This window comes from Amycolatopsis sp. NPDC104775 (assembly GCF_055583325.1).
The window spans coordinates 80,880-106,124 of record NZ_JBVJOE010000003.1 but is presented as its reverse complement, the minus strand read 5'-3'; the positions used below and the strand labels follow the sequence as shown (position 1 = coordinate 106,124).

22 protein-coding genes are annotated in these 25,245 nt (G+C 68.8%); 10 read left to right on the top strand and 12 right to left on the bottom strand.

Going from position 1 to position 25,245, the window contains the following annotated elements; genetic code table 11:
• The first annotated feature begins 40 nt into the window (after positions 1–40).
• The 4 genes from ACZ63D_RS14780 to ACZ63D_RS14765 all read left to right on the top strand — a co-directional run bounded on the left by ACZ63D_RS14780 (position 41) and on the right by ACZ63D_RS14765 (position 7,795).
• On the top strand, positions 41–1,546 hold the full coding sequence (locus tag ACZ63D_RS14780; protein WP_465354852.1) for a cytochrome ubiquinol oxidase subunit I: 1,506 nt from the start codon (positions 41–43) through the stop codon (positions 1,544–1,546).
• Between the two features lie 291 nt (positions 1,547–1,837).
• A complete protein-coding gene (cydB, locus tag ACZ63D_RS14775) occupies positions 1,838–2,839 on the top strand; it encodes a cytochrome d ubiquinol oxidase subunit II (RefSeq protein WP_465354851.1) in 1,002 nt (333 codons plus the stop codon).
• Positions 2,840–2,889: 50 nt separating this feature from the next.
• Positions 2,890–6,543: a thiol reductant ABC exporter subunit CydD gene (gene cydD / locus ACZ63D_RS14770; RefSeq protein WP_465354850.1), complete on the top strand. Its 3,654-nt coding sequence runs from the start codon at positions 2,890–2,892 to the stop codon at positions 6,541–6,543.
• A gap of 70 nt (positions 6,544–6,613) precedes the next feature.
• A complete protein-coding gene (locus ACZ63D_RS14765; protein WP_465354849.1) occupies positions 6,614–7,795 on the top strand; it encodes a GAF domain-containing sensor histidine kinase in 1,182 nt (393 codons plus the stop codon).
• 1,584 nt (positions 7,796–9,379) lie between these two features.
• Here the strand turns inward: ACZ63D_RS14765 and ACZ63D_RS14760 are convergent.
• Complete coding sequence (locus ACZ63D_RS14760; RefSeq protein ID WP_465354848.1) at positions 9,380–10,519, bottom strand: epoxide hydrolase family protein; 1,140 nt, start codon at positions 10,517–10,519, stop codon at positions 9,380–9,382.
• A 59-nt stretch (positions 10,520–10,578) separates the two neighbouring features.
• On the opposite strand from ACZ63D_RS14760, the gene ACZ63D_RS14755 reads away from it, so the two are divergent.
• Positions 10,579–11,535 carry a helix-turn-helix transcriptional regulator gene (locus ACZ63D_RS14755; protein ID WP_465354847.1) on the top strand — a complete coding sequence of 319 codons (957 nt, stop codon included), beginning with the start codon at positions 10,579–10,581 and terminating at the stop codon, positions 11,533–11,535.
• A 1-nt stretch (position 11,536) separates the two neighbouring features.
• Here ACZ63D_RS14755 and ACZ63D_RS14750 read toward each other — a convergent pair whose 3' ends face one another.
• Together ACZ63D_RS14750 and ACZ63D_RS14745 are read right to left on the bottom strand one after the other, a co-directional pair.
• Positions 11,537–12,163: a response regulator gene (locus tag ACZ63D_RS14750; RefSeq protein ID WP_465354846.1), complete on the bottom strand. Its 627-nt coding sequence runs from the start codon at positions 12,161–12,163 to the stop codon at positions 11,537–11,539.
• A 62-nt stretch (positions 12,164–12,225) separates the two neighbouring features.
• Positions 12,226–13,152 carry a thermonuclease family protein gene (locus tag ACZ63D_RS14745; RefSeq protein ID WP_465354845.1) on the bottom strand — a complete coding sequence of 309 codons (927 nt, stop codon included), beginning with the start codon at positions 13,150–13,152 and terminating at the stop codon, positions 12,226–12,228.
• Positions 13,153–13,250: 98 nt separating this feature from the next.
• On the opposite strand from ACZ63D_RS14745, the gene ACZ63D_RS14740 reads away from it, so the two are divergent.
• Positions 13,251–14,663 carry a 3'-5' exonuclease gene (locus ACZ63D_RS14740; protein ID WP_465354844.1) on the top strand — a complete coding sequence of 471 codons (1,413 nt, stop codon included), beginning with the start codon at positions 13,251–13,253 and terminating at the stop codon, positions 14,661–14,663.
• On the opposite strand, the gene ACZ63D_RS14735 is transcribed toward ACZ63D_RS14740, so the two are convergent.
• Positions 14,652–14,972 carry a nucleotide pyrophosphohydrolase gene (locus ACZ63D_RS14735; protein WP_465354843.1) on the bottom strand — a complete coding sequence of 107 codons (321 nt, stop codon included), beginning with the start codon at positions 14,970–14,972 and terminating at the stop codon, positions 14,652–14,654. The genes ACZ63D_RS14740 and ACZ63D_RS14735 overlap by 12 nt on opposite strands.
• Positions 14,973–15,080: 108 nt before the next feature.
• Between ACZ63D_RS14735 and ACZ63D_RS14730 the strand changes: the two genes are divergently transcribed.
• Positions 15,081–15,953 carry a hypothetical protein gene (locus ACZ63D_RS14730; RefSeq protein WP_465354842.1) on the top strand — a complete coding sequence of 291 codons (873 nt, stop codon included), beginning with the start codon at positions 15,081–15,083 and terminating at the stop codon, positions 15,951–15,953.
• Here ACZ63D_RS14730 and ACZ63D_RS14725 read toward each other — a convergent pair.
• The 4 genes from ACZ63D_RS14725 to ACZ63D_RS14710 all read right to left on the bottom strand — a co-directional run bounded on the left by ACZ63D_RS14725 (position 15,950) and on the right by ACZ63D_RS14710 (position 19,545).
• Positions 15,950–17,503, bottom strand: coding sequence for a hypothetical protein (locus ACZ63D_RS14725; RefSeq protein WP_465354841.1), 1,554 nt, complete (start codon positions 17,501–17,503; stop codon positions 15,950–15,952). The two genes, ACZ63D_RS14730 and ACZ63D_RS14725, sit on opposite strands and share 4 nt — an antisense overlap.
• 34 nt (positions 17,504–17,537) lie before the next feature.
• Positions 17,538–17,687: a hypothetical protein gene (locus tag ACZ63D_RS14720; protein ID WP_465354840.1), complete on the bottom strand. Its 150-nt coding sequence runs from the start codon at positions 17,685–17,687 to the stop codon at positions 17,538–17,540.
• A gap of 164 nt (positions 17,688–17,851) precedes the next feature.
• Positions 17,852–18,787 (bottom strand): type I pantothenate kinase, encoded by a 936-nt coding sequence (gene coaA / locus ACZ63D_RS14715; RefSeq protein ID WP_009085796.1) that lies wholly within the window; start codon positions 18,785–18,787, stop codon positions 17,852–17,854.
• A gap of 134 nt (positions 18,788–18,921) precedes the next feature.
• Positions 18,922–19,545: a macro domain-containing protein gene (locus ACZ63D_RS14710; protein WP_465354839.1), complete on the bottom strand. Its 624-nt coding sequence runs from the start codon at positions 19,543–19,545 to the stop codon at positions 18,922–18,924.
• 98 nt (positions 19,546–19,643) lie between these two features.
• Between ACZ63D_RS14710 and pheA the strand changes: the two genes are divergently transcribed.
• The 3 genes from pheA to ACZ63D_RS14695 all read left to right on the top strand — a co-directional run bounded on the left by pheA (position 19,644) and on the right by ACZ63D_RS14695 (position 21,979).
• Entirely contained in the window at positions 19,644–20,549 is a 906-nt protein-coding gene (gene pheA, locus ACZ63D_RS14705; protein ID WP_465354838.1) for a prephenate dehydratase, read from the top strand.
• Entirely contained in the window at positions 20,546–21,163 is a 618-nt protein-coding gene (locus tag ACZ63D_RS14700) for a histidine phosphatase family protein (RefSeq protein WP_465354837.1), read from the top strand. The genes pheA and ACZ63D_RS14700 overlap by 4 nt, the downstream gene beginning before the upstream one ends.
• A 150-nt stretch (positions 21,164–21,313) precedes the next feature.
• Positions 21,314–21,979 (top strand): DUF4232 domain-containing protein, encoded by a 666-nt coding sequence (locus tag ACZ63D_RS14695; RefSeq protein WP_465354836.1) that lies wholly within the window; start codon positions 21,314–21,316, stop codon positions 21,977–21,979.
• A gap of 19 nt (positions 21,980–21,998) precedes the next feature.
• Here the strand turns inward: ACZ63D_RS14695 and ACZ63D_RS14690 are convergent, their stop codons facing one another.
• From ACZ63D_RS14690 to ACZ63D_RS14675, 4 genes are all read right to left on the bottom strand, one after another.
• Positions 21,999–22,457 carry a hypothetical protein gene (locus tag ACZ63D_RS14690; RefSeq protein WP_465354835.1) on the bottom strand — a complete coding sequence of 153 codons (459 nt, stop codon included), beginning with the start codon at positions 22,455–22,457 and terminating at the stop codon, positions 21,999–22,001.
• 57 nt (positions 22,458–22,514) lie between these two features.
• Positions 22,515–23,756: an MFS transporter gene (locus ACZ63D_RS14685; protein WP_465354834.1), complete on the bottom strand. Its 1,242-nt coding sequence runs from the start codon at positions 23,754–23,756 to the stop codon at positions 22,515–22,517.
• 153 nt (positions 23,757–23,909) lie between these two features.
• A complete protein-coding gene (locus tag ACZ63D_RS14680; RefSeq protein WP_465354833.1) occupies positions 23,910–24,260 on the bottom strand; it encodes a metallopeptidase family protein in 351 nt (116 codons plus the stop codon).
• A gap of 3 nt (positions 24,261–24,263) precedes the next feature.
• Positions 24,264–25,241, bottom strand: coding sequence for a septum formation family protein (locus ACZ63D_RS14675; RefSeq protein ID WP_465354832.1), 978 nt, complete (start codon positions 25,239–25,241; stop codon positions 24,264–24,266).
• Between the last annotated feature and the right edge of the window lie 4 nt (positions 25,242–25,245).

Here is a 25,245-nt window from a genome sequence, read left to right as displayed (position 1 = left end):
GAACTGGCTGGGGCGGGGGTGCGCGCGGAGGATCGGACACGTGGATGTCCTTGAGCTCGCGCGGTGGCAGTTCGGCATCACCACCGTCTACCACTTCCTGATGGTCCCGCTGACCATCGGACTTTCGGTGCTGGTCGCGGCCATGCAGACGGCGTGGGTGCGCACCGGCAAGCTGCGGCACCTCAAGATGACGAAGTTCTGGGGCAAGCTGCTGCTGGTCAACTTCGCCATGGGCGTGGTCACCGGGATCGTCCAGGAGTTCCAGTTCGGGATGAGCTGGAGCGCCTACTCCCGGTTCGTCGGCGACGTGTTCGGCGCGCCGCTGGCGATGGAGGGTCTTCTGGCGTTCTTCGTCGAGTCGGTCTTCCTCGGCCTGTGGATCTTCGGCTGGGACCGGTTGCCGAAGAAGATCCACCTGGCCTGCGCCTGGGCGTTCTCGCTGGCCACGATGGCCTCGGCGTACTTCATTCTCGCCGCGAACTCGTGGATGCAGCATCCGGTGGGCGTCGAGTTCGTGAACGGCAAGCCGACGATGAACTCGATCGGCGCGGTCCTCACGAACAACACGGCGCTCGCCGCGATCCCGCACACCCTCGCCGGCGCGTTCTCGGTGGCCGCGGCGTTCCTGGTCGGCGTGGCCGGATGGCACCTGTGGCGCAAGCGTTCATCTTCTGACGAACACCGCGACGTCTGGCGCTCGTCGCTGCGGCTGGGTGGCTGGGTCGGCGTGGTGGCGTTCGCGGTGCTCGCGATCACCGGAGACATGCAGGGCAAGCTGATGTTCGAACAGCAGCCGATGAAGATGGCGTCAGCGGAAGCGTTGTGCCACACGGAAAAACCGGCGAGCTTCTCGATCATCGCGATCGGCGACGTGGCGAACGCGAACTGCGAGGACGTCAAGACCTTCAACGTGCCCGCGCTGCTGTCGTTCTTGGCGCACAACGACTTCTCGACCGAGGTCAAGGGCGTGGAGAATCTGGTCACCGAATACCAGGCGAAATACGGCACCAACTACCCGAACGACCCGGCGCTCGGCGCGCTGGCAGGCAAGCCGATCGATTACGTGCCCAGCCTGCCCGTGACGTACTGGGGCTTCCGGATCATGATCGGCTTCGGCGCGATCTCCGCGGGCATCGGCCTGCTGGCCCTGTGGCTCACCCGGCGAGGCCGGATCCCCGGTGGCCGCTGGTTCCCGCTGATGGTGCTGGGCGGCATCGCGACCCCGTTCATCGGCAACAGCGCGGGGTGGATCTTCACCGAGATGGGTCGTCAGCCGTTCGTGGTGGCGCCGAATCCGACCGGGGTCGAGGGCATGTGGATGTTCACGGCGCAGGCGGTGTCGAAACTGACCGTCGGCGAGGTGCTGACGTCACTGATCTCTTTGACGGTGCTGTACGCGGTGCTGGGTGTGGTGGAGCTGTACCTGATGCGCAAGTACGTACGGGGCGGGGTGGACGCGGTGATGCCTCCTGCTCACTCCGAAGATCCGGACGGTTCTGATGATTCCGAGGACTCCGATGACCAGGCGCTTTCGTTCGCCTACTGACCCGGTGGAGCGGGCCGGGGTGCCGCCAGAGGATCCGGAGGGCCGGGTCTGGGCGCGGCCCGCTCCACTGGCCTGGACTGGGCTTCGACGTGAGCCCTCCGCCGCGAAAGCAGCCCCCACCCTCACCGGGGGGACGCCCCGTACCCAGCGTAATCGCTCGGTGGCTCTCGCGGGTTACCCACAGCAAATCTGTGGACAACTCCGTGGGTTGTGGATAACTCAGGGCCATCGTGGGGACAACCCGGTGGCCGATCGGATGACGCCGGCGGGTGCCGGACGAGGTGAGCGGGCATGACACTCGAAACGCTGTGGTTCGCGATCGTCGCGTTGTTCTGGCTGGGGTATCTCTTCCTCGAAGGGTTCGACTTCGGCGTCGGGATGCTGCTGCCGGTCCTCGGGAAGACGAACACCGAGCGGCGCGTCCTCGTCAACACGATCGGGCCGGTCTGGGACGGCAACGAGGTGTGGCTGATCGTCGCGGCCGGTGCGACGTTCGCAGCGTTCCCCGGCTGGTACGCGTCGCTTTTCTCGGGGGCGTACCTTCCGTTGCTGCTCGTCCTCATCGCGCTCATCGGGCGCGGCGTCGCGTTCGAGTACCGCGGCAAGGTCGACTCCGAACGGTGGCGGCGCGTGTGGGACCGCGTGATCATCATCGGTTCCTGGGTTCCGCCGCTCGGAGTCGGACTGCTGCTCGCGACCACCGTGCTCGGCCTGCCGCTGGACGCGCAGGGCAACCGCGTCGGGTCGCCGTTCGAGTCGGTTCGGTGGGACACGTTGCTGGGCGCGGTGGCCATCGTCGGGTTCTCGCTCGTGCACGGTGCGGCGTTCCTTGCCCTGAAAACCACCGGTGACCTGCGGGAACGTGCACGCATGCTAGCGCTGCGAATCCTTCCGGTCGGGCTGCTGCCGTTGGTCGCGTTCCTGGTGGTCGTCCAGGCCCGCGAAGGCAAACTGTGGACGCTCATCTCGCTGGTGATCGTCGTCCTCGCCGCGGTGGTGGCGTGGCTGCGGCTCTATGTCGACCGCGACGGCCAGGCGTTCGCCGCGCTCGCCGTCGTCATCACGGCCGCCGCGGTGACTTTCTTCGGCGCGCTCTACCCGAACGTCCTGCCGTCGACGCTCGACCCGGCACACTCGCTGACCATCACGAACAGCGCGGTCAGCCACTACACGCTGACGGTGATGACCTGGGTCGGCGCGTTCGGCGCGCCAGCGGTGCTGATCTACCAAGGCTGGACCTACTGGGTTTTCCGCAAGCGCATCGGCGTCCAGCACATCCCGGCGGCGCACTGACCATGACTGAACTTCCCGGCCGCGCACCCCTTTCCGCCACCGGGTCCCCCATGGACCCTGTGCGGCCGGGCAAGGGTCCGCTCGGCGCGCTCTCGGCCTTGGGGCCGGCCGCGCGCCGAGCGCTGATCCTGGTCGCGGTGTTGTCGTTCGGGAACGCGGTTTTCCTTGTCGGGCAAGCATTTCTGCTAGCGAGCATCCTCGCGGACGTGGTCTCCCGGGGGCTGGGGGATGGGGGCCGCACCGTCCAGTTGGCTGTTCTGTTCGCGCTCGTCGTGGGCCGGGCAGGCACCAGCTGGGCGGTGCGGGTGGTCTCCGCGCGCGCCGCCGCGACCGCGCAACGCGACCTGCGCGCCCGCGTCGTCGACCACGCGTTGCGCCTCGGTCCGGAATGGCTCGCCCGGCGCGGGCACGGCGAACTCACGACGCTGGTCACGCGCGGCCTCGACGCACTCGACTCCTATTTCCGCGAGTACCTTCCCGCGCTCGTCACCGCAGCGGTCGTTCCGCTCGCGGCGGGTGCGGCGATCCTGTGGACAGATTGGCCGTCCGCGGTGATCATCGCCGCGACGGTCCCGTTGCTGCCGATGTTCGCTGTCCTGGTCGGAAAATTCACCGCCGACCGCGTTTCCGGCGCGACGGACGCGGTACACCGGATGTCCGGTCTGCTGCTCGAACTGGTTCGGGCGTTGCCGGTGCTCACCGCGTTCCGGCGGGCCGACGCACAGGCCGAAACCGTGCGGAAACTGTCGGAACGGCATCGTCGCGCGACGCTCAAGACGTTGCGGGTCGCGTTCTCCTCGGCATTCGTGCTCGAACTCGCGGCGACGCTGTCGGTCGCGTTGGTGGCGGTCGTCATCGGCGTCCGGCTGGTGTCGGGATCGCTGCCGCTGGCGATCGGACTCGGCGTGCTGATCCTCGCTCCCGAGTGCTACCAGCCGATCCGCGCGGTCGGCGCGGCCTTCCACGCGAGCGAGGACGGCGTGGAAGCGGTCCGCCGGGTGACTGAGGTGCTCGCGGAGCCCGTCCCGGCCGAAGGAACGCGGACCGCACCCTGTGGATCGTTGGTTGTGTCCGACCTAAAAGTCGCCCGACGTGGCGGTTTCGCCCCCGGCGGCGAGAGTTTCGCAGTCCGGCGCGGCCAGATCGTGTGGCTGCGCGCTCCGAGCGGTGGCGGTAAATCGACAACCTTGGCGACACTGCTGGGCTTCGTCCCTTCTTACGACGGATCGGTGCTGGCCGGTGACGTCCCGCTCGCCGAAGCCGATCTCGAACGGTGGCGCGCTGGTATTGCATGGGTCCCGCAGTCACCGGTTTTCAGCGGCGGCACCGTGCGGGAAGAACTCGCGGTCGCCGGATCGGACGTCGACGGCGTGCTCGCCGAACTGGGCCTGCAGGGCCTTGCTGACCGCCCGGTCGACCGGCTTTCGGTGGGGCAACGTCAGCGCGTCGCCGTGGCTCGCGCGCTGCTGCGGGTTCAGTCGGGCGCATGGTTGTTGCTGCTGGACGAGCCGACCGCACACCTGGACGAAGTCAACGCACGGCGAGTGCTGGACGCTGTCGAGCGAGCCGTCGAGAACGGTGCGGCGGCGGTAATCGCCGCGCACGAACGTTCTGCCGCAGTGGCCGTCTCGGACTCATCTTCCGCGCAGATCGCTGAGTCCACTTCGGACAATTCCAAGGCGCGACCTCTTCCCTGGCGGATGTTGCTCGACTGGCGACTGTTCTCCGGTGCCTTCTTGGGAGCCCTCGCGCTCCTGGCGGGGATCGCCCTAACCGCGACCTCCGGCTGGTTGATCGCCAAAGCGTCGTTGCAGCCCCCAATCCTGACCTTGACGGTCGCGGTCGTCGGAGTGCGCGCGTTCGGACTCGGCCGAGCCGGACTGCGTTATGTCGAACGGCTAGTGACACACGACGCCGCCTTCCGGATCGCCGGACGCTTGCGGGTTCAACTGTGGAATGCGTTGGTACGCCTGGGACCGGCGCGCAGCCTCGAAGCCGGGGAGAGCCAGCGACGATTGGTGACGGACGTCGACACCGTGCGGGATTTGCTGCCGCGAGTTGTCTCGCCGCCGATCGTCGTCGGGTTGGTCGCGGCCGGGGCCATCGCGGTGCAGACGATGGTGCTGCCCTCGGCCGGTTTGGTGCTGGCCTTGACTGTGCTGGTCGGTCTGGCGGCACCGGCGGTCGCGTTGCGCTTGGAACGACGGGCGACTTCGGCTCTCGCGGCCGGACGCCGTGACGTCGCGGCGCGGGTGCTGGTGCTGTTCTCGTCGGCCGCGGAGCTGCTCGCTTACGGCCGGGCGGCTTCGAGGCGTCGCGAGCTCGCTTCGACAGACACCCAACTGGCGGCCGACACCCGGCGACAGGCATTCGGCGCGGGCGCGGCGGACGCATTGATCACGCTGGCGACGGGCGCGGCCGCGGTGGTCAGCACGATGCTCGCGGCGGGGGCGGTCGGCCGTGGGGAGCTGGCGGGGGTGATGGCTCCGCTGCTGGCGTTGGTGCCGTTGGCGCTGGCGGAGGTGCTGGCGTTGTTGCCCCAGGCGGCGGTGCATGGGGACACACTGCGGGCGGCTCGGGTTCGGCTTGGCGCGGTGGTTGGTGGGTCGGAGGACGTTGCCGCCGGGGTTGAGTTTGAGGCGGTGCGGAGCGGGCGGCTTGGTGGGAGGTCGGAAGCGGGCCAGCGGGGTGAGGGGGCTTCGGTTCGGCCTGCGGATGCTGCGGGATCGCGCGGGACTGCGGTTCGGTCGCGGGGTGCAGGTGTGGTGGGGGCCCGCGGTGAGGCGGATTCGGCCACCGTTCGGCCTGGCGGTGCGGCGGACCCTGCTGCGGTTGGGGCGCGGGATGAGACGGGTTCCGTCATCGCTCAGTCTCCGAGTGCGCCGGGCCTCGATCACTCGACCGCGGTCTGGCAGCGGGATGCCGGAGTGCGGGGCGAGGCAGCGTCCATCGCCGCTCAGCCTGCGGGCGAGTGGGACGGACCAGCCGCCGTTCGGTTGCGGGGTGCTGAGTTGGGGTGGCCCGGCGGGGAGGCAGCGCCCACCGCCGCTAAGTCCGTGGGCGAATTGGACCGGCCAGCCGCCGTTCGGTTGCGGAGTGCTGAGCTGGGGTGGCCCGGTGGCGAGGCGGTGCTCAAGGACGTCGAGTTGAGCGTGCCGACGGGGGCTTACGTGGCGGTTGTCGGCCCGAGTGGGGCTGGGAAGTCGACGCTGGTTGCGGCCTTGCTGGGGTTCCTCCAGCCTCGCAGCGGCGAGGTCGACGTGCCGGGGAAGGTGGCTTGGGCGCCGCAGGAGCCGATGCTTGTGTCGACCACGGTGGCGGAGAACTTGCGGCTCGCGGATCCGCTGGCGGAGACGGCCGATTTGCGGCGGGTGCTGGATCAGGTGCGGTTGCCCGAGCTGGATTTGGCGACGGTGCTCGACAGTGCGGGGGCCGGGTTGTCCGGTGGGCAGGCGCAGCGGGTGGCGTTGGCGCGGGCGTTGCTGGCGGCTCCGTCGGCGGAGTTGGTGTTGCTGGACGAGCCGACATCGCATCTTGACGAGCCGACGGCGCGGGCGTTGCGGACGATGTTGCGTACGGAGCTTGCTGGACGGACAGTCGTGCACGTAACGCACAATGCGGACGAAGAGCTGCGAGCGGACATCGTTTTCGAGGTTCGGGACGGGCGCGTCGTGCGGCGGTCGGTGCCGCGGGTGGCGGCGTGACGGAGGGTTGTTGGTGACGGTCACGATTTCGGGTCTGGGGCTCGGGGCCGCGCTAAGGTCGGAGTTGCTCATGGACCCGACACTTGCCGCGCGTGCGCTTTCCGCGGCCACGGAGATCACCAGCACCGCGCTGTCCGGGGACGACCCGGAAGCGGTGCTGGAAACAGTCGTGGCCAGGGCGGTCGAGTTGGCGGACGCTGACCTCGGCCTGGCGATGGTGAGCGCCGACGACGGGCGTGTCGTAGTCGAAGCGGCGTATGGGGTCGACGGCTTGCTCGCGGAGGTGCCGACGGGCGACGTCGAAGGCGGGCCGGTCGGGGAGTTGCGCGGGCTGACGCTCGAGACGGACTCCGCGGCTGGCCAGGTCGCGCGCGGCAGCGAGCCAATCGCGGCGGAGGACTTCATCGTCGATCCGCGCACGGCCCCGTATGTGCCGGACGAACTGCGCGGGTACGGCCCGTTCGCTGCCGCGCCGTTCGGGTCCGGTGGGCGGGTGCTCGGTGCGCTCACGGTGTACCGGCGGCAGGGGCGCGAGCCGTTTTCCGCGGGCACGGTCGAGATGCTCGCGGCGTTCGCGGCGCAGGCCGGAGTGGTGCTCGCGCTTGCGGAGGGTGCCAACGCCCGGCATCGCGTGACCCTGTACCAAGAGCGTGAACGCATCGCACGCGAGCTGCACGACGTGATCGTGCAACGGCTCTACGGCACCGGGATGCAGCTGGACCGGGTCCGCCGCAATATGCGGAAACGCTTCGCGCAGGCCGACGGGGCCCGGCTGTCCGACGCGATCGACCAGCTGGACCAGACCATCGAGGAAATCCGCGGCACCGTGCGCGCGCTGCGGTCGCCGGAGCCACGTCACGACCCCGGGACCCCGACGGACCTCGCCGAATCCGCGCGTGGCGAGGTACGCATCGCTGGCGAGCTGCTCGGGTATCCGCCGACTCTGGAGCTGTCCGGCGAGTTCGCCGACATCCCGGCCGAGCGGGCCGATCACATTCGTGCCGCACTGCGGGAGGCACTGTCCAATGTGGTCCGACACTCCGGCGCGAGTGAAACCCGGGTGACTCTGACCCGGGACGCGGAGGGTGTGAAGCTTCGCGTGCGGGACAATGGTTCTGGGGTTCCGCAAGGGGTTGCTACCCGGGGGCTTCGGCATCTCGCCGAACGTGCCGATGCAGCTGGGGGTCGGTTTTTCCTTAATTCCTCGCCGAGTTTGGGTACGCTTGTCGCGTTCGATCTGCCGCTTGAGTGAGTGCTTTCGGTGGCCGCGTGGTGGTGATAGTGGGGAAAGTCGCCAGGCGGCAACGGTTTTCATCAGCCACAACGGACGTCTATCCGTCGCGCTGGACGGGTTAGTGCAGCCGCAACGTGCCGTTCGCTGCGACGCCGCCGCTCGACGACGCTAGCCGCGTGACGGTGCCAGTCGCATTGCGACGTGAGCCGCACCGCGGTGCCATCACACTGCGGAGCGAGCTGGATTGCGGCTTTCGCCGTGCGACAACGTCCATTGCGCTGCTACGCCGCTGCACTGCGGCGCTGGCCGTGCTGCGATGCGAGCGGAACGCGCGCCAGTCCGCACCGCGGTGCCGCTGCGCTGCGATGTCAGCCGCATTGCGACGCCACTGCACGACGAGGCCGCTGCACTGCGGCGCTGGCCGTTGCTGGGATGCGAGCGGAACGTCGCGCCAGTCCGCGTTGCGATGCGAGCCGCGTTGCGGCTTCCGCCACGCGACACGCTCGCTGCGCTGCGGCGCCGCTGCACGACGGCGCTGGCCGCGCTGCAATACGAGCTCGCCGGTCCGCACTGCGGTGCCGCCGCGTTACGGCTTCCGCCACGCGACACGCTCGCTGCGCTGCGACGTCGCTGCACGGCGGCGCTGGCCGTGCTGCGATGCGAGCGGAACGTCGCGCCAGTCCGCACTGCGGTGTCGCCGCGTTGCGATGCGAGCCGCGTTGCGATTCCTGCCACGCAGCAATGTTGGCCGCCCTGCGGTGTGAGCCGCGTTGCGACTCCTGCCACGCGACAACGTTGGCCGCACTGCGATGCGAGCCGCGGCAGTCGCACTGCAACGCTCACCAGTCGGACTCTGACGCCCGCCGGTCGCCTTGGGCGTACGTCAGCCAGCCATCCTGCGGCACCACCGTGCTGCGATGCGACCCATCGGCGATAGTGCACAGTGCACAGACTGCAGCAACGCACAGACCGCAGCAACCGAATCACTCTGGCCTGCAACGCAATAACCCACCCAGCCCTGCGTCCGAGCGAACCCACCCAACCCGTGTCCGAGCGGCGGTTACCGCGCCGTGCGAGCACGTCGCGGTAACCACTTCGCACTGAGCCATCATCGCGCCGGACTCATCAAACGTCAGCCGGACTGCTTGGCCTGCACTGTGTCGTCGACCCCGCGTTGCGGCGACCTAGCGCAGTACTGAAACGCCACCTCGGCCTACTGCTGTTTCAGGCTTGCCACCTCACGCGCCTAAAACCACAGTCTCGAATCCGTCGTCTCGGATCGCAGTGAACGCACTGCCTCGGTTTGGTGCCGAATCGCTCGCAGCAAACACGCTGTCTCAACTCGCGCCGCTGTGAACCCACCGCTGTGAACACACCGCGCACTAAGAGATTCAGCCTTCACGAGTCATGAACACACTCCCTCCTCGAATTATCTCGCCTGCCACCGAGCCGTTCCCCATGGTATCCACAAATCGAACATCCATTCGGCACTCAATTGGGTGAATCAATCCCTGGCGGTCGGCTACCCTCAGCTCTGTCTTGGACGCCGAGAACCCCGTCCGCAGCAACGCGGACGGGGTTTTGGCGCGGAATCAGCAAGGGTCAGTCGCGGTTAGCGAAGAAAGCGCGAATGTCGTAAGCGAGAAGGTCGGGGCGTTCCAGTGCCGCGAAGTGGCCGCCTTCCTCGAAGCGGCTCCAGTGCACGATGTTCGTGTTGTCGCGTTCGGCGAAGGTCTTGATGGTCTGGAAGTCGTCCTTGAACACCGCGACCCCGGTGCGCGCGTCGCTCACCCTTGGCTCCGCTTGCGCGCGGGCGTTCTCCAGGTAGCTGCGGCTCATCCCGGAAGCGGCGTTGGCGAACCAGTTCACGCTCACCTCCAGCAGGATCGTTTCCAGCGGCACGAGGGACGTCCCGTTGCCGAAGGAGTTGAACAGCTCGCTGTAGGCGAGTAATCCGATCGGGGAGTCACTGAGGCCGACGGAAACCGTCTGCGGGCGTGAGGCGTTCATCGTGTTGTAGCCACCGACTGATTGAAACCATTGCATGTGTGCGAGGCCGGCGTGGTCGGCCGGTTCGAGGCGTTCGAATTCGCTCGGGTCGCCGGACGGGAACGAGAACAGCTGCAGGACGTGCAGGCCGAGGAAGCCGTCCGGGTTGAGCAGGCCGAGTTCTCGGGCGACCAGCGCGCCGTTGTCGGAGCCGTGGATTCCGTAGCTCTCGTACCCGAGGCCGCGCATCAGGCGGTCGTACGCGGCGGCGACGCGGGCGACTGTCCAGCCGGATTCGGCGAGGGGCTGGGAAAAGCCGTAGCCGGGCGCGTCGGGGATGACGACGTCGAAGGCGTCCTCGGCGCGGCCGCCGTGCGCGACCGGGTCGACGAGGCGGTCGATCAGGTCGAGGTAGTCGACCGACGAGCCGGGGTAGGTGTGCGCGAGCAGCAGCGGCGTCGCGCCGGCGTGGGCGGAGCGGACGTGGATGAAGTGGAACGTCTGGCCGTCGATCTCGGTGGTGAAGTGCGGGACGGAGTTGATCCGCGCTTCGGCGGCGCGCCAGTCGAAGGCCCGCCACGCTTCGAGCGCCGTCCGCAGGTAGGCGTTCGGGGTGCCGGCGTCCCAGTCGTCGGTCGGCGACGGCTGCGGCAGGCGGGTGCGGGCGAGGCGGTCGTGCAGGTCCGCGAGTTCGGCGTCGGTGACCTCGACGGTGAAGGGGCGGAGGGCGAGGGAGGCGGTTGCGTTCGTCATGAGAAAGACATTAGGAGGCTATTAGGTAGGATAAGTTCCTAATAGAAAAAGGAGTTTCGATGGCCGATCCGACGGCGCGGTTGCTGACGCTGCTCGCTCTCCTGCAGACGGCGGCTGGCCGAAGCGGAAGGGAGCTGTCGGAACGCCTCGGCGTCTCGGCCCGGACGATCCGGAACGACGTCGAACGGCTGCGTGACCTGGGCTATCCCGTCGAGGCGACGCGCGGGAACGTCGGCGGCTACCGGCTCGGCTCCGGCGGAAAGCTGCCGCCGCTCCTGCTGGACGACGAGGAAGCGGTGGCGGTCACCGTCGGTCTGCGGGCCGCGGCGGGCATCTCCGGGGTCGAGGAGGCGGGCGCGCGGGCGCTCGCGAAGCTCGAACAGGTCTTGCCGTCGAGGCTGCGGCCAACGGTCGACGCGTTGCGGTCGACGATCGATCGCGGTCCGGAGAATACGGGCACCGACGCGCCCGATCCGCAGGTCGACGGTGCCGTGCTGCAGGAGGTCGCGCGGGCGATCCGGCACGTCGAATGGCTCCGGTTCGACTACGCGGACGAGCTGCGCCTGGTCGAGCCGTATCGATTGCTCAGCTGGCAACGGCGGTGGTACCTGGTCGCCCGCGACCCGCAGGACGGCAGCTGGGCGACCTACCGCGTCGACCTGATGCGGCCGCGGATGCCGACCCGCCGCCGGTTCGAGCCGAATCCCTTGCCCGGCGGGGATTACACCGCCTTCGCGATGCGCACGATCGCCGCGAGCGGGTGGCTCGTGCACGCGCGTCTGCGCATCGACGCCCCGGCTGACCAGGTCTTGGCGCGGATCAATCCGACAGTCGGCGTCGTCGAACCTATTGACGACAACCATTGTGTGCTCGTCACCGGCGCGGACAGTTTGGACACCGTGGCTGTCTACATTGGAATGTTGATGATGGACTTCACCGTCGAATCGCCGCCAGAGCTGATCCCGCGGCTGCGGCTGCTGTCCGAACGCTACGGTCGCGCCGTCGCGGGCAGCTGATTCACTTGCCGCGCCGGGCGATCCACGCCGCGGCCTGGGTGCGACGCTGCATGCCGAGCTTCGCGAGCACGGACGTCACATAGTTCTTCACCGTTTTCTCGGCGAGGAAAAGACGTTCGGCGATCTCGCGGTTCGACATCCCCTGTCCGATCAGCTCGAGGACGTCCCGCTCGCGATCGGTCAAGGCGGCCAGCTCGTCGGTCGGCGGGTGGCGCAGCTTGTCGAGCACGCGGGCAGTGCTGACCGGGTCGAGCAGCGACCGACCGGCGGCCACCTCGCGGACCGCGTTCACCACGTCCTGGCCGCGAACCTGCTTGAGCAGATAGCCCGAAGCGCCCGCCATGATCGCGCCGACCATGGCTTCCTCGTCGTCGAACGCGGTGAGCATGAGGCAGGCCGGCGGATTCGGCTTCGACCGCAGCTCACGGCAGAGCGTGATGCCGTCGCCGTCCCCGAGCCGGACATCGACGACCGCGACGTCCGGCTCGACGTGCATGGCCACCGCGAGCGCCTCTTCGACGCTCCCGGCCTCGGCGACCACTTCCAGGTCGGCCTCGTCGCTGAGCAGGTCGCGCAGGCCCCGCCGGACGAGTTCGTGGTCGTCTACTAGCAGCACCTGGATCGGCATATCTCCAGGTTACGGGGCGTGGAGCGGTTCGTCCGCCGGTGGTGCCGCACGACACCAAGGAGTCACCGCTCGCAGGCGATCCCGTCGCCGTCTCGGTCCAGGGCGGGGCGGTAACCCGGGTCGCCGCGATGGAGCGGTGCCACCCCGGCGGCCTTCGCGGCCGCGCAGTTCTTGTAGTACACGCTGCTCGGTTGCTCAGGTTGTGGTGCTTCCTCAACCGGCGGCGGCGCGGCTTGTTCCGACGTGCGCGGAGCAGGCGGCGGGGCAGGCGGAGCGGGAGTTTCCTTCGGCGGCGCCGGAATCACGACCGGAGTCGGCGCGGTGATCATTCCCTTGCACGGTTCCGCCCACAATCCGGTCGCTGCCTGCTGGGCTGAGTTCGACGCGTTGCGCAGCGAATCGGGGACGACATTCCCGGCCAGCCGGGCGTACCCGGCCGAGAGTGCCGCGGTCGCATAATCGGTGCCGTCGCTCAAGGCCAGCGCGACGCCGTCTGTAGTGTCCGTAGTGATCTTTACCGTCGCGCCAGCAAGCTTGTTATTGGCCCATGCCGCGGTTTCGCTGCCGTAGCAGTTGCTTCCGGTCGCCACTTCGAGACCGAGGATGTGCACGCTGCGACGGCTGCCATCGGAACCAGCCAGTTCGACGTCGGCGGCGTCGGTGATGGTGGCTACGGTGTAAGTCACCGGTGCTGGAGAGACTGATGTGCTTGCCGGGGTAATGATCGGCGGCGCGGCTGGCGCGGCAGCTGGCTCCGGCGTGGGCGCCGACTTTCCGAACACCGCGCCCAGAATGAAGAGAACCGCGAAGGCGCTGAGAACGATCTTCAGCCAGGCCGGTAATTTCAGCTTGGGACGCGCCGGCGGCGCGGGCGTGGGGTGCATTCGGAATTCCTCTTCCTGCGGCGGGTGCCGAATGGTGTTCGCAAAAACAGCGGCCAGTGTTACGCGCCCGAACAGTCGGATTTTCTCGAGCGAAGAAGAAGTCACGGATGCGTCACAAAGTCAGTGTTTTCCGTCCCGCGTGTGACGATTCGCCCGCTTCTCCCGATGGTTAGGGGAACCGTCCAGGAGAAAGCGCGTCCACGATGGCTGAGCTGATCGAACGACTGTCCCTGTCCTCGACCGGGCGAGTGTCCGCGAGCGGCACGGAATTCACCGCGATCGACGTGAAGGCGACCGGATTGCGCACCGGCCGAGTCCTGGAGATCGCGGCGATCCGGTTTCGCGGGGACGGGACGTTCCTCGGCGAGTTCGCGACGGTCGTCGCCGCTGACGCGAACCGGCGCAATCCGCACCGCATCACCGCGGCGGAACTGGCTGCCGCGCCTGCTTTGGGAGACATCCTCAGCCGGCTGTTCGAGCTGTGCCGAGGCGCGGTCGTCGTCGCACACGACCTGTCCTCGGTGGACGGCCTTCTCGTCGAGATCGGCCAGCTAGGCGTCCGGCTGCCGCCGCTGCCGGGAATCTCGCTCAAGGACGTCGCGCAGGCGGCATTGCCGCTGCCCAACTACCGCCTCGCCACCATCGCCCGCGCCTTCGGCATCGAGGACTTCCCCGGTTATCTCGCCGAACCGGCCGCACGGGCGTGCGCGCAGGCGATGATCGCTCTCCTCGGGACGCACGGGTTGCGGTTGACGCAGCCAGTGCGGTTTCCGGAGCTGCCGCGGTATGCCACCGAAGCGACAGCCCTGCGCCGGTCGGTCACCGGGGCGGAGAAGGGCTGGATGGCCGAGGCGGTGGACCGGGTTTCCGCGGGCGACGGCGGGCCGGTCGCGCAGGCGTACCTCGATCTGCTTGCCGAAGCGGTCGGCGATCAGTTCGTGACCGACGAGGAGGTCTGGGCGCTGGAAGACCTCGCGGCCGAAGCTGGGCTGGACCCGGCGGAGGTGCGGCGGGTGCACGCCGGTCTCGTCGCTGAGCTGCGCCGGGTCGCGGAGGCCGACGGCGTGGTGACGTCCGCCGAGTACCGCGAACTCCGTCAGGTCGCGGACGCGCTCGGGGCGCTGGAAGGGGTGGTGGACCTCAAGGTCACCGCGACCGGCGGCAAGCCGACGAGAGTCCTGGTGCTCGGCGCGACAGCGGCGGCGGACCAGTTGCGGGCGCGGGTGCTCTCGGAAGGGTTCCAACTCGCGAAGAACCTGACGGGTTCGGTCACGCACCTGGTGTACGACTCAGGCGTGCGGGAGGCCGAACCGCGGCTTTCCCGTGCGCTCGAACTCGGTGCGCACGTCGCGCGGCTCGACGAGGCTGCGGTGCTGCTCGGCTTCGAGAGCGCTCCGGTCCCGCAGCCAAAACAACAAGGGCACCAGACGGGCCACAGCAGGCTCGTCGGCCGGGTGCTGATCGGACTCGGACTGATCCTGATGGTCCTCACCGTGGCCGCGATGTTCGGCGGCGCCGGAGTGGGCCCGGGGATCGTGCTGGCCGTCTTCGCGGTCGGAACGCTGGTCGGCGGCTGGTATCTGGACGAGACGAAGCGGATCAGGTCAGCGAGCTAGCGGAGGGAACCTCTTCTCGTTCCGGTCCACCTTCGCGTTCGCCGCTTCCAGCAGGTCGATTCCCAGTACGTCGGCCAGCCGGACCAGGTACAGCATCACGTCGGCGATTTCGTCCTGGACGTTGAACTCCTGGGCCGGGTCGGAGCGCCAGTTCGCGGCTTCCTCCGGGGTCAGCCACTGGAACAGGGCGATCAGCTCGCCCACTTCGCCGGACAGGGCCATCGTCAGGTTTTTCGGGGTGTGGAACGGTTCCCAGTCCCGGGCGGCGGCGAAGTCGCGGAGGCGCTGGATGAGGTCGTCGAGGGTCACTGGACCTGATTATCACGCGCGGTGCTCACCTGGGGTGTCCGGGTTGGGCCGAAAAGAGTACGCCGTTGGCCCACACGCCGGTTACGGGCGATACGGCAGACTGTTCGGGTGAGCGTCCCCGACCCGGTCGAGTACACCGCCAAAATCGGTGCGGTTCTCGACACTGTGCGGCGGCTGCTCGACTCCGGCAGCCGCGCTGATCTCGCCCCGCTCGCCCGCCGGGCGGTGGACGACATCGTGGGCATGCTCGAGCAGCACGGCGACCTCGCCGCGGACCTCGAGGCGCGGCTTGACCAGGCGGTCGCGTTGTACGCGCGGGCTTGTGCGGCCCGTCCGCCGGATCCGGCGCAGCTCGCGGACTGGGTGCTGGAGGCGGCGTTCAGCGGGCGGGCGATCGCGGTGGCGGATTTCGCGGCGGCACTCGGGGACGCCGGGCTCGCCCGAATGAAGTCCATTGTGGACGAAATAGCGAACGAGCCGGGCGAGAAGCACGAGATCGCGCAACGGCTGCGGGAGGAAATCGCGGAGGCCAGCGGGGACGTGGACGGGCTGGTCGCCATTCTCGCGGCCAAACCGCCACGGGTGGACATCAGTCTCAAGATCGTCCGGGTGCTGCGAGCGGCGGGACGGCACAGCGAGGCGATCGCGTACGCGGCGCGGGTGCTGACTCCGCAGCGGGCGGAGAGGCCACAAAGGACAGAGAAGCCCCAAGAGAAGCCGCGGCAGGCGGAGCCGTCGCGGAAAGAAGAAGAATCCATTCCGGAGTATCGCGAGCGAATCGAGCAGTTGATCGCCCGGAAGGACGCCAGCGCGTACCAGGAAGCGGCGCAGTGCCTCAAGAAACTCCGCACGCTGCACAAACAAGCGGGTACGGCGGAGGAGTTCACCGGCTACGTCGCCGAGCTGGTGAACGTCCACCGCCGCAAAACCCGGTTGCTCGCGGAGATCCGGTCGGCCCGGATCGCGCTTCCGAAGGGCTAGATCTCGGCCAGTGCGGCGCGGTAGGCGTCCAGGTCGTAGTCCAGCTGGTCGTCCTCCTCGGTTTCGGTCAACTGTCCTTCGAGGACAGTCACCAGCCGGTCGAGCACGTCGGCGCGGGAAAGGTCCTGCCGCAGCAGGTTCTGCGCGGCGGTCCAGACCTCGGCGGGCTCGTCGTCCCACAGCTGGTCCACAATGGACGTCTCAAGGGCGAGCCGGAGGCCGTCCGCGCCGTCGAATTCCTCCGCGGCCAGCGATTCGTGGTACTCCGGGTGCGCGCCGATCACCAGCAGCCTGCGCTGTTCCGGGTCGCCCGGGTCCAGGTCGGTCAGTTCCTCGTCACCGATCACTGTGGACAGTTCGGGCACCGCGAACCGGCGACGGGCCACCACTTCCAGTGCTTCCTCGGCGGATTCGGTGCCGTCGAGATAGTCGCTGAAGTCCTCTTCCTCGTCCTCGTCCGAAAGGTACTCGCCGAGGTATTCGGTGACCTCTTCCAGCAACGCGGCCGTCGCGACTTCGGACAGCCCGGCACGGGCGGCGGCCCAACCGGCCCACGCCAGCACGACCGGAGCGACGGAGTCCTCGTCTTCCAGCTCGTATTCGCCGTCCAGCAAGGATTCGAGGAACCGCGCCAGCTTTTCCGGGCCGACACGCAGCGGGTTCGCCGGTTCGACCCGGCAGCCGTGGTCTACCAGCAGGTTCGCGATTTCGCGGGCGGCGTCGGCGTCCGGCAGGTTCGTGTTGGCGAGGAACTGCTCGACGGCTCCCTCGCGCTGTTCGGCGCTCCACTCGGCCACCGGCGGGACCTCCGACGGCTCCGGCAGCGAACGCGCCCAGGTCAGCGCGATGGCGTGGAACCGCGTGTAGTCCTCGCCGACATCCGGCTCGTCCACCGCGTCCGTGGCCGCGATCCCGGACACCAGCAGCCGGTGCGCGTCGGCGGGCTCGATCTTCTCCAGTACGACCAGTTCGCCGTCTTCCTCGACCTGCGAGCGCATTTCGGCGAGCACCTCGTGCGGCTCCTCGATGACCACCAGGTCGCGCACCCGGCCGCCCTCGGTGAAGTCCAGCAACGCGAGCAGGCCGAGCGAGTGGTCGCCGCGGGAAAAGACGCACAGCAGCGACGATTCGTCCCCGTAGACGTCCCCGGTGCGCCAGCATTCGCCGACGCTGACCTGCCCGACCTCGCCCGCCCACTCCGGCTCCGGGATGCCCCGGCCGAGCACCACGGCGAGCGCCTCGGCCGCCGCCGCACGCTCCTCTTCGGACTCGGCCAGCACCTTCAACGCGGTCAGCAGCGCCGCCGCGCCGGGCGTGATCTTGCGCTGGGCGAACGCGATCAGCTCAAGCCCGAGCTGGTTTTCCGGTTCGTCCTCCACGACGACGTCCCGCCACTGCCCGACGACCTCGGAACCGAGCAGGTCGATGTCGAACGGACCGGGCTCGGCCGCGACCGCGGAGAAGTCCCGCAGCACGTCCTTGAACAGACCGTTGACGCTGGGGGCGGTGGGTAGGGAATTCTTTTTGCGCGCGCGGCTCACCGGACTCATGCCGCACATCTTGCCCCGCGCCGAAGCGCGGGCCTCAGCTGGTCGGCTCCGTCGTGCCGCGTGCCTTCACCCGCCGCTCGCGCCAGGCCTCGTCGAAGTCGACGACGAACCCGCCAGCGGCCATCGCGACCAGCAGAGTCAATCCCAATACCGCGCCGACCCAGGTCAGGACGATAGCGAACATCGTGGCCTCCTTCGCAGGTCAGGTGCGATTTCCTGCTGTGTTCAGGGTCGCTCGCGACCGGGGCCTCGGGTATCGGCCAAGTGGTTACGAAGACGCTGGCCGATCGGCCAGCAATTCCGGTCCCTGTTGCGGAACGGGATCGGTGAGACGCTTGTGGGTGAAAATCAGAGCTTGCGCAGTCGAACGCGGTTGATGGCGTGGTCGGCGTCCTTGCGGAGCACGAGCGTCGCGCGGGGCCGGGTCGGCTTGATGTTCTCCATCAGATTCGGCTCGTTGATAGTGCGCCACAGATGGCGCGCTTCTTCGCGGGCCTCGTCGTCGGGCAGTCCGGCGAAGTGGTGGAAGTGCGAGGCCGGGTCGGCGAACGCGGTGTGCCGCAGCTTCAAGAACCGCTCGACGTACCAGTGCTCGATGTCGTCGATGTGCGCGTCGACGTAAATCGAAAAGTCGAACAGATCCGAGACGGTCAGGCTCGGGCCGGGCTGCAGGACGTTCAGTCCCTCGATGATGAGGATGTCCGGCCGCTCCACGACCTGTTCCTGGTCCGGGAGGATGTCGTAGGCCAGGTGCGAGTACACCGGCGCGGACACCCGCTCGGCACCGGACTTCACCTCGGTGACGAACCGCAGCAGCGCGCGCCGGTCGTAGCTTTCCGGAAAACCCTTGCGGTGCATGATCCCGCGCCGGGTCAGCTCGGCCCGCGAGTAGAGGAATCCGTCGGTCGTCACGAGGTCGACGCGCGGGTGGTCGGGCCAGCGGGCGAGCAGGGTGCGCAGGATGCGGGCGGTGGTCGATTTGCCGACCGCGACGCTGCCCGCGATGCCGATCACGAACGGAGCCTTGGTGTTGCGACAGTCCTCGCCGAGGAACGTGGTGGTGGCCTCGTACAGCTGTTGCCGGGCCTTCACCTGGAGATTGATCAGCCGCGAAAGCGGCAGGTACACGTCAGCGACCTCGGCGAGATCGATCTGCTCCCCGAGCCCGCGGAGCCGGACCAGCTCGTCCGCGGTCAGCGGCAGCGGAGTGGAGCTGCGCAGCTCCCGCCACTGTTCCCGATGCAGCTCTACGTAAGGGCTGAGTTCACGGACCCGTGTGGGCATCGCACACTCCTCGGCCGTCGCCTGCGCTGGCTCCGTCTGCGCTACTTCCGTAACGCCGTATCAACGGTAGGGCTTACCGCGCGTGAACGCGCTGTGATGTGATGCACGCACCCCTGAACTGGCAGGGGATTCGATCACCGATGGTGACCGTTGGCCCCGAAAACTTCCTGCCACGCGGCCGCGACCTGACGGGCGCACGTGGCCGGTGCCACGCCCCCGACGCCGGTGCCGAGCCCGGGCATCGCGATCGTCCGCACCGCCGAGGCGACCGGGCCGGAATCCAGCTGTCCGCGCTGCCACTGCAGGAACACCGCGCGGGCCGCGAGATACGGGTGGACAGTGTCGGCCGGCAGTCGTTCGCCGGGTTCGCGCATGGTCGGCGCGCTGATCAGCCACGCCGGTTCGGACTCGCCGGTCGGGACGATCACCGATTCGCCGATCGGCAGCTCACCGCCGTAAGAGGCCAGTACCGCGCTGCGCACGCTCTGCTCGATGCCGGGGAACGCCCGCGCGTAGACCGCGTCGATCCCGCCGCGCATCCAGCCGTAGGAATTGGCCGGGCTGACCACCGCCTGCGCGGCGATGTCGAGCACCGAACCGCGGTGCACCCGGACGGAGCCGCCGAAGTCCGCCACGGCGGAGGTCCACGCCGCGGCGAGCGGTTCATCGACGGCGCACAGCACCAAATCCGGCGTTCGGGGAGAACCTGGCGAAACGGCTTCCCCGTGCCCGGCGTGTGTGCCTGAGTCGGCGGTCACCGTTCCAGCATGGCAAAAAACGCCACCCGGCGTAACCGGTTTAGCCACCGGCTGTCCGAGTGAAAAGCGCCACGCACGCGGTCGCTAGCCTGAGGCTCGTGTTGCGGATCGCGTATTTCGGCCCTCAGGGCACGTTCACCGAGCAGGCCGCCCGCGCGCTCGCGCCGGGCGAGGACCTGACCCCCTACGAGACCGTCCGGCTGGCGGTGCAGGCCGTCCGAGACGGGGCCGCGGACGCGGCGTGCGTGCCCATTGAGAACTCCGTCGAAGGCGTGGTGCCCGCGACGCTCGACGGGCTCAGCGACGGCGACCCGCTCGTCGCCACGGCCGAGACGATCCTGCCCATTCACTTCAGCGTGCTCACCCGGCCGGGCAGCGGCGAAATCCGCACCGTCGCGAGCCATCCGCACGCGCTCGCGCAGGTCCGCGAATGGCTGGAGGCGAATCTGCCGGACGCCACCCCGGTCGCCTCGTCGTCCACCGCGGCGGCGGCGGTCGGCGTGGTCGAGGGCGATTTCGACGCCGCGGTCTCCGCGCCGGTCGCGATCGAGCACTATCCGCTGGAGGAACTGGCGACCGGGGTCGCCGACGTCCGCGACGCGCAGACCCGGTTCCTGATGGTGCGCCGTCCCGGCGAATTGCCCGCGCCCACCGGCGCCGACCGGACGTCGATCGTCGCGGCCGCGGTCAACCGCACCGGAACGCTGTCCGACCTGCTGGTCGAACTGGCCGGCCGCGGGATCAACCTGACCCGGATCGACGCCCGGCCGACCCGCAGCAACTTCGGCGAGTACCGGTTCTTCATCGACTTCGAAGGCCATGTCGCCGAACCTCGGATCATCGACGCGATGACCGCCCTGCGCCGCCGCTGTCACCTGCGCTTTCTCGGTTCGCACCCGCGGGCGGACGAGGTCGCGGCCACGATCGAGGAAGGCGCGGGGAACCAGGATTTCCTGGACGCGCAGGCGTGGGTCGACGCGGTTTTGAAGGGAGAGGGCGCGTGAGGTTGCTGCTGGTCCGGCACGGACAGACGGAGGGCAACGTCCGGCGGGCGCTGGACACCGCGTTGCCCGGTCCGCCGCTCACGGAACTCGGCCGCGAGCAGGCCGCGGCGCTCGCCGAAGAGCTGAAAGACGAGCCGATCGTGGCGGTGTACGCGTCGGAGGCGGTGCGTGCGCAGCAGACCGCGGCACCGCTGGCCGAGGCATTCGGGTTCGACGTGCAAGTGATCGAGGGCGTCAAGGAGGTCGACGCGGGAGACCTCGAGGGCAACACCGACCTGGAGTCGATCGGTGTCTACCTGCGTGTGGTGAAGGCGTGGACGGAAGGCGACCTGCACGTCTCGATCCCCGGCGGGGAGACCGGTGCGCAGGTGCGCGACCGGATGGTCGGCGCGGCCACCGAGCTGCGGGCGAAGCACGAGGAGACCTCGCCGGACGGGGTGGTCGTCCTGGTCAGCCACGGCGGCGCGATCCGGCTCGCCGGGGAGTGGCTGGCCTCGAACGTGCCCGCTGAGCTGGCGAACGAGGCGCTGATCCCGAACACGAAGTTCGTCGAGCTGGAAGCCCGGGAGCACGGCTGGGAGTGTCTGCGGTGGGTGGACACCCGCCTTTCGTGAGCGGTTGATCACTCGTGCGGGGAAACGCTGAGTGAAGGCGGCTCCGGTGGGGAACTCACCGGATGCGGAGCAACCCCGTCCGGACCTGGCACGTCCTCCGGATGAAGGTTCCACCAGTGAGGCGTTCACCAGCACAGCGAGGCGAGTGAGATGGCAAACACGAAGAAAACGTGGTTTTCCCTGGTCTTCCTGTCCGCAGTGGGCGCGTCGGGGGCCCTGCTGCTTTCCGCGTGCGGCCAGGGCGCTCCCGCCGCGAGCGGCCCGGCGAGTTCGGACACCCCGCCGAGCAGCCCGATGTCGTCGGCTCCGTCCGCCGCGTCGTCCGCTCCTTCTTCCTCGTCGTCCGCACCGAGCGGCGGCGCGGCACCGGCCGAGAAACCGCCAGCCGACAACGGCCTGTGCAAGGCCGGCGACGTGTCCCTGTCGCTGGGCAGCGGCGACGCCGGTGCGGGTTCGGAGTACCGGTCGCTGCTGATCAAGAACACCAGCGGCACGCCGTGCACGATCCAGGGCTTCCCTGGCGTGTCCTACGTTGGCGGCGAAAACGGGACCCAGATCGGCCCGGCCGCCGAGCGCGACGGGGCCAAGGGCGCTCCGGTGAAGCTGGCTCCCGGCCAGACCGCGGCGGCGGATCTGCAGTTCGCGCAGGTGCGCAACTTCGACCCGGGCGTCTGCAAGCCGACGCCGGTCAAGGGCCTGCGCGTGTACCTGCCGCAGGAGACAGCGTCGAAGTTCGTGCCTCTCGACGGCCTCGGCTGCGCGGGCACGAACATCCCGGGCAAACAGCTCGGCGTGAAGACCGTGCACAAGTCGTGACGGATTCTCTGCGCGCGGGTCAGCCCCGCGCGCAGAGCTGTTCTGTCTGCACGACCGCGGCCTGCCCGTCGCGGTTGTCGAAACGGCTGCTGAGCACCATCTTGTTCACCGCGTCGAGGGCTTTGGCCAGCGGCTGGTAGCTGCCGTCGAACGTGGCCGCTGCCTTGGCCAGCTCCATCGCGCCGGTGACCCGGTGCACCGAGTCGTCGGACATCCGGGTGAACTGCACGGCGTCGACGCCGCCGGTGGTGTCCGGGATGTGCCCCGCTCGATTGAACGCCGCACAGGCGGCCGCGGCGTCGACATTCGCTCCGGCGCGCTGACCGGACAGCCCCCACAGCAGCCCGAGCACGCATCCGCCGAGCACGAACCCGGCGACAGCGGCGAGGACGAGCGGCCGTCGGGTGGCGGGCGGCGGTGATTCCACTTCGGTGTCGCGGTCGTCGTCCGGCAGCGGTGGAGTGTCGAGCGCGGTCATCACATACCTCCGGGCAGCCGGGGTGAGGTGCTATTTCAGCACCAAAACCGCGCCGGATCACTGCTGCGAACGGGCTCCGTCGCCGGTCGAGGCCGTTTTGTCATCGAGCGGGTGCGCGCGCAGCGCGAACAGTGCATAGCCGGTCACGAACAGCAGCAGGACGCCCGACGCGGTGAAAGTGTCGCCCGCCGACCCGAGCAGTTTCGTGAGCAATCCACCGAGCAGTGCGCCGAGCGGAATCGCGCCCCAGACGACGGTGCGCCACACCCCGAGCACGCGGCCGAGCAGTTCACCCGGCACGAAGGTGTGGCGCGCGGTCGCGAGCACGACGTTCACCGCCACCACCGCCGCCGCGAAAACGCCGAACAGCACCGCGGACACCACCGGCTGGCGGATCAGACCCATGCCGCCGAAGCCGAGCGCGCAGAACAGCACCCCGCCGACCAGGACCGTCCGCCGTCCGACGCGCCGGGCCAGCCGCGGCGTCAACCCGGCCCCGAGCAGGCCGCCAGCACCGCCGACGAACGCGAAAGCGCCGAAGGTGGCGTCGGACAAATGCAGGTCTTCCAGCGCGTAGAGCACCAGTTGCGCTTGGGCCAGTTCGCTGATCAGGCTGAGCAGACCCGCGATCGCGAGCAGCCGCAGCAGCAGCGAATGCCGCCGCAGCCAGCGGAAGCCGTCCGCGAAATCCGCCCGGATGTGCGAGGTGGTTTCCTGCCGCGGCCGGTAGCTGCCCGCCATGCCCAGCAGCACCGCGGCACCGACGGCGAACCCGACCGACGAGAGCAGGAACGGGAAAACGGCGAACATCGCGAAGGTGGCGCTGCCGACCGGGCCCCCGAGGAACGTCTGGCCGACGATCTCGCACGCCTGCAGCTTGCTGTTGGCGCTCTCCAGCCGGTCCGCGCCGACCAGCGCGGGCGGCAGCACGTTCGCCGCGCTCTCCGCGACCGTCTCCGCGACACCCACGAGCAGCGACGCGACGTAAATCGTCCAGATCTCCACCGAACCGAACGCGAGCAGCGCGGTCACCGCGGCGACGACGAGCGCGCGCATCGCGTTCGCGGCGAGCATCGCCTTCTTGCGGTCGATCCGGTCGACCAGCGTGCCCGCCGGGATGGCGAACAGCAGCCACGGCAGGAACTGCACCGCCGACAGCGCGGCGATCTCCACCGGATCACGGGTGAGCGTGGTGGCCAGCAGCGGGAAAGCGACCTTGGCGATGCCGTCGGCGAGATTCGCCGTGCCGCTCGAGGCGAGCAGCCAGCGCAGCCGGCTGTCCGTCTGACGATGCGACACGAACCACCTCACGAGAAAGGGAAACGCCCTGGTGAGGCCAGTCTAGGGAGGTCGATGGCATTCCGTGACGCTTTGCTGACCTTCGGTGTTTTCCGCGAGCGCGGCGCGAAGATGATCAGGGAAGAGCAACGGGCTGACGGAATGCCGCCGGAATCAGCCCCAGCCGAGTTCGTGCAGCCGCTCGTCGTCGATGCCGAAATGGTGGCCGAGCTCGTGCATCACGGTGATCAGCACTTCTTCGACGACGTCGTCCTCGGTGTCGCAGATGTCGAGGATCGGCACCCGGTAGATGGAGATCCGGTCCGGCAGCGCCCCGCTGTAGTGGCTGGTGCGCTCGGTGAGCGCGATGCCGTGGTAGAGCCCGAGGATGTCCGGTGCTTCCTCGTTGAAGTCCTCGACCAGCACCACGACGTTGTCCATCGCCGCGGCGAACTCCGCGGGCACCTGGTCGAGCGCGTCGGACACGAGTTCCTCGAACCGCGCCTGGCTCATCTCGACGGGCACTGCTCAGTTGCCTCCGCTGGAACTGGGCGGCGGGCTCTGCTGCTGGCTCGACGACCCGGACGCCCCGCTCTTCACGCTGCCGGTGACCGCCTGGAACCCGCTGCCGTCCGGCAGGGTGGCCGCGACCTTGCAGTTGACCTTGGTGGACCCGGCGTCCCAGCTCTCCTGCTCGCGAGAGTCCCAGCCCAGCGTGAGCTTCTTCGAGGACAGGTCGGAGCTGCCGGTGTAGTCCTTCGCGGCCTTGTTGCACTCGGTGTCGAGCCAGGACTTCTGGTCGTCCAGCTTCGGGTAGCCGTCCTTGAAGTGCGAGGCGAGGTCGAGCGTCGCGATCATTTCGTAGGAGTGCGGCTTGCCGCAGTCGACCGGGTCGCCGACGCCCTTGCCGACCAGCGCGAGGCAGGTGCCCGGGGCCCACACCATCGACTGGTCCTGGGTCTTCGCCGCACCGGTGGTGGGCTGCAGCGTTCCGCCCGGACCGGCGAACTGCAGGCCGCAGCGCAGCTGGCGGTCGCCCTCGGACCACTGCGCCGAGGTGGGCCGCAGCAGGTTGGTGGTGAGCTTGCCGTACGGGTCGAGCGGGTGGCCGAGATACGGCCGCACGTCGGCGTTGCACTGCTGCTGCGCGATGTCCTGCCACTGGTCGAGGGTCGGGAACGGAGCCTGCTGCGGGTACTTCGCGCCGATGTCGACCACGGTGGTGACCTCGAACAGGTGCGGCTGCTCGCACGGCACCTGGTGCGCGTCCGAGGCGTCCTTGGCGCTCCAGGTCAGGCAGGTGCCCGGCGGCGAGTGGAACGCCTGCTGGGCGGCCTCGCTGAGCTTGCCCTCGCCGCCGCCCGCGCCTCCGGCGAGCGTGTCGGTCCAGGAGAAGGCGACGCTCAAGGCCAGCGCGATGACCGCGCCGAAGAACACCCCGGCCATCACCACGCGGGTGGTCAGGGTCTGCATACGCGAAGGGAACCGCTCCGAGCGTTGAGACATCGAT

Excerpts from the sequence above, each read along its gene's own strand:
- cydB (WP_465354851.1), top strand. The coding sequence starts at position 1,838 with ATGACACTCGAAACGCTGTGGTTCGCGATCGTCGCGTTGTTCTGGCTG.
- cydD (WP_465354850.1), top strand. The coding sequence starts at position 2,890 with ATGGACCCTGTGCGGCCGGGCAAGGGTCCGCTCGGCGCGCTCTCGGCC.
- ACZ63D_RS14765 (WP_465354849.1), top strand. The coding sequence starts at position 6,614 with ATGGACCCGACACTTGCCGCGCGTGCGCTTTCCGCGGCCACGGAGATC.
- ACZ63D_RS14760 (WP_465354848.1), bottom strand. The coding sequence starts at position 10,519 with ATGACGAACGCAACCGCCTCCCTCGCCCTCCGCCCCTTCACCGTCGAG.
- ACZ63D_RS14755 (WP_465354847.1), top strand. The coding sequence starts at position 10,579 with ATGGCCGATCCGACGGCGCGGTTGCTGACGCTGCTCGCTCTCCTGCAG.
- ACZ63D_RS14750 (WP_465354846.1), bottom strand. The coding sequence starts at position 12,163 with ATGCCGATCCAGGTGCTGCTAGTAGACGACCACGAACTCGTCCGGCGG.
- ACZ63D_RS14740 (WP_465354844.1), top strand. The coding sequence starts at position 13,251 with ATGGCTGAGCTGATCGAACGACTGTCCCTGTCCTCGACCGGGCGAGTG.
- ACZ63D_RS14725 (WP_465354841.1), bottom strand. The coding sequence starts at position 17,503 with ATGAGTCCGGTGAGCCGCGCGCGCAAAAAGAATTCCCTACCCACCGCC.
- ACZ63D_RS14720 (WP_465354840.1), bottom strand. The coding sequence starts at position 17,687 with ATGTTCGCTATCGTCCTGACCTGGGTCGGCGCGGTATTGGGATTGACT.
- coaA (WP_009085796.1), bottom strand. The coding sequence starts at position 18,787 with ATGCCCACACGGGTCCGTGAACTCAGCCCTTACGTAGAGCTGCATCGG.
- ACZ63D_RS14695 (WP_465354836.1), top strand. The coding sequence starts at position 21,314 with ATGGCAAACACGAAGAAAACGTGGTTTTCCCTGGTCTTCCTGTCCGCA.
- ACZ63D_RS14690 (WP_465354835.1), bottom strand. The coding sequence starts at position 22,457 with ATGACCGCGCTCGACACTCCACCGCTGCCGGACGACGACCGCGACACC.
- ACZ63D_RS14675 (WP_465354832.1), bottom strand. The coding sequence starts at position 25,241 with ATGTCTCAACGCTCGGAGCGGTTCCCTTCGCGTATGCAGACCCTGACC.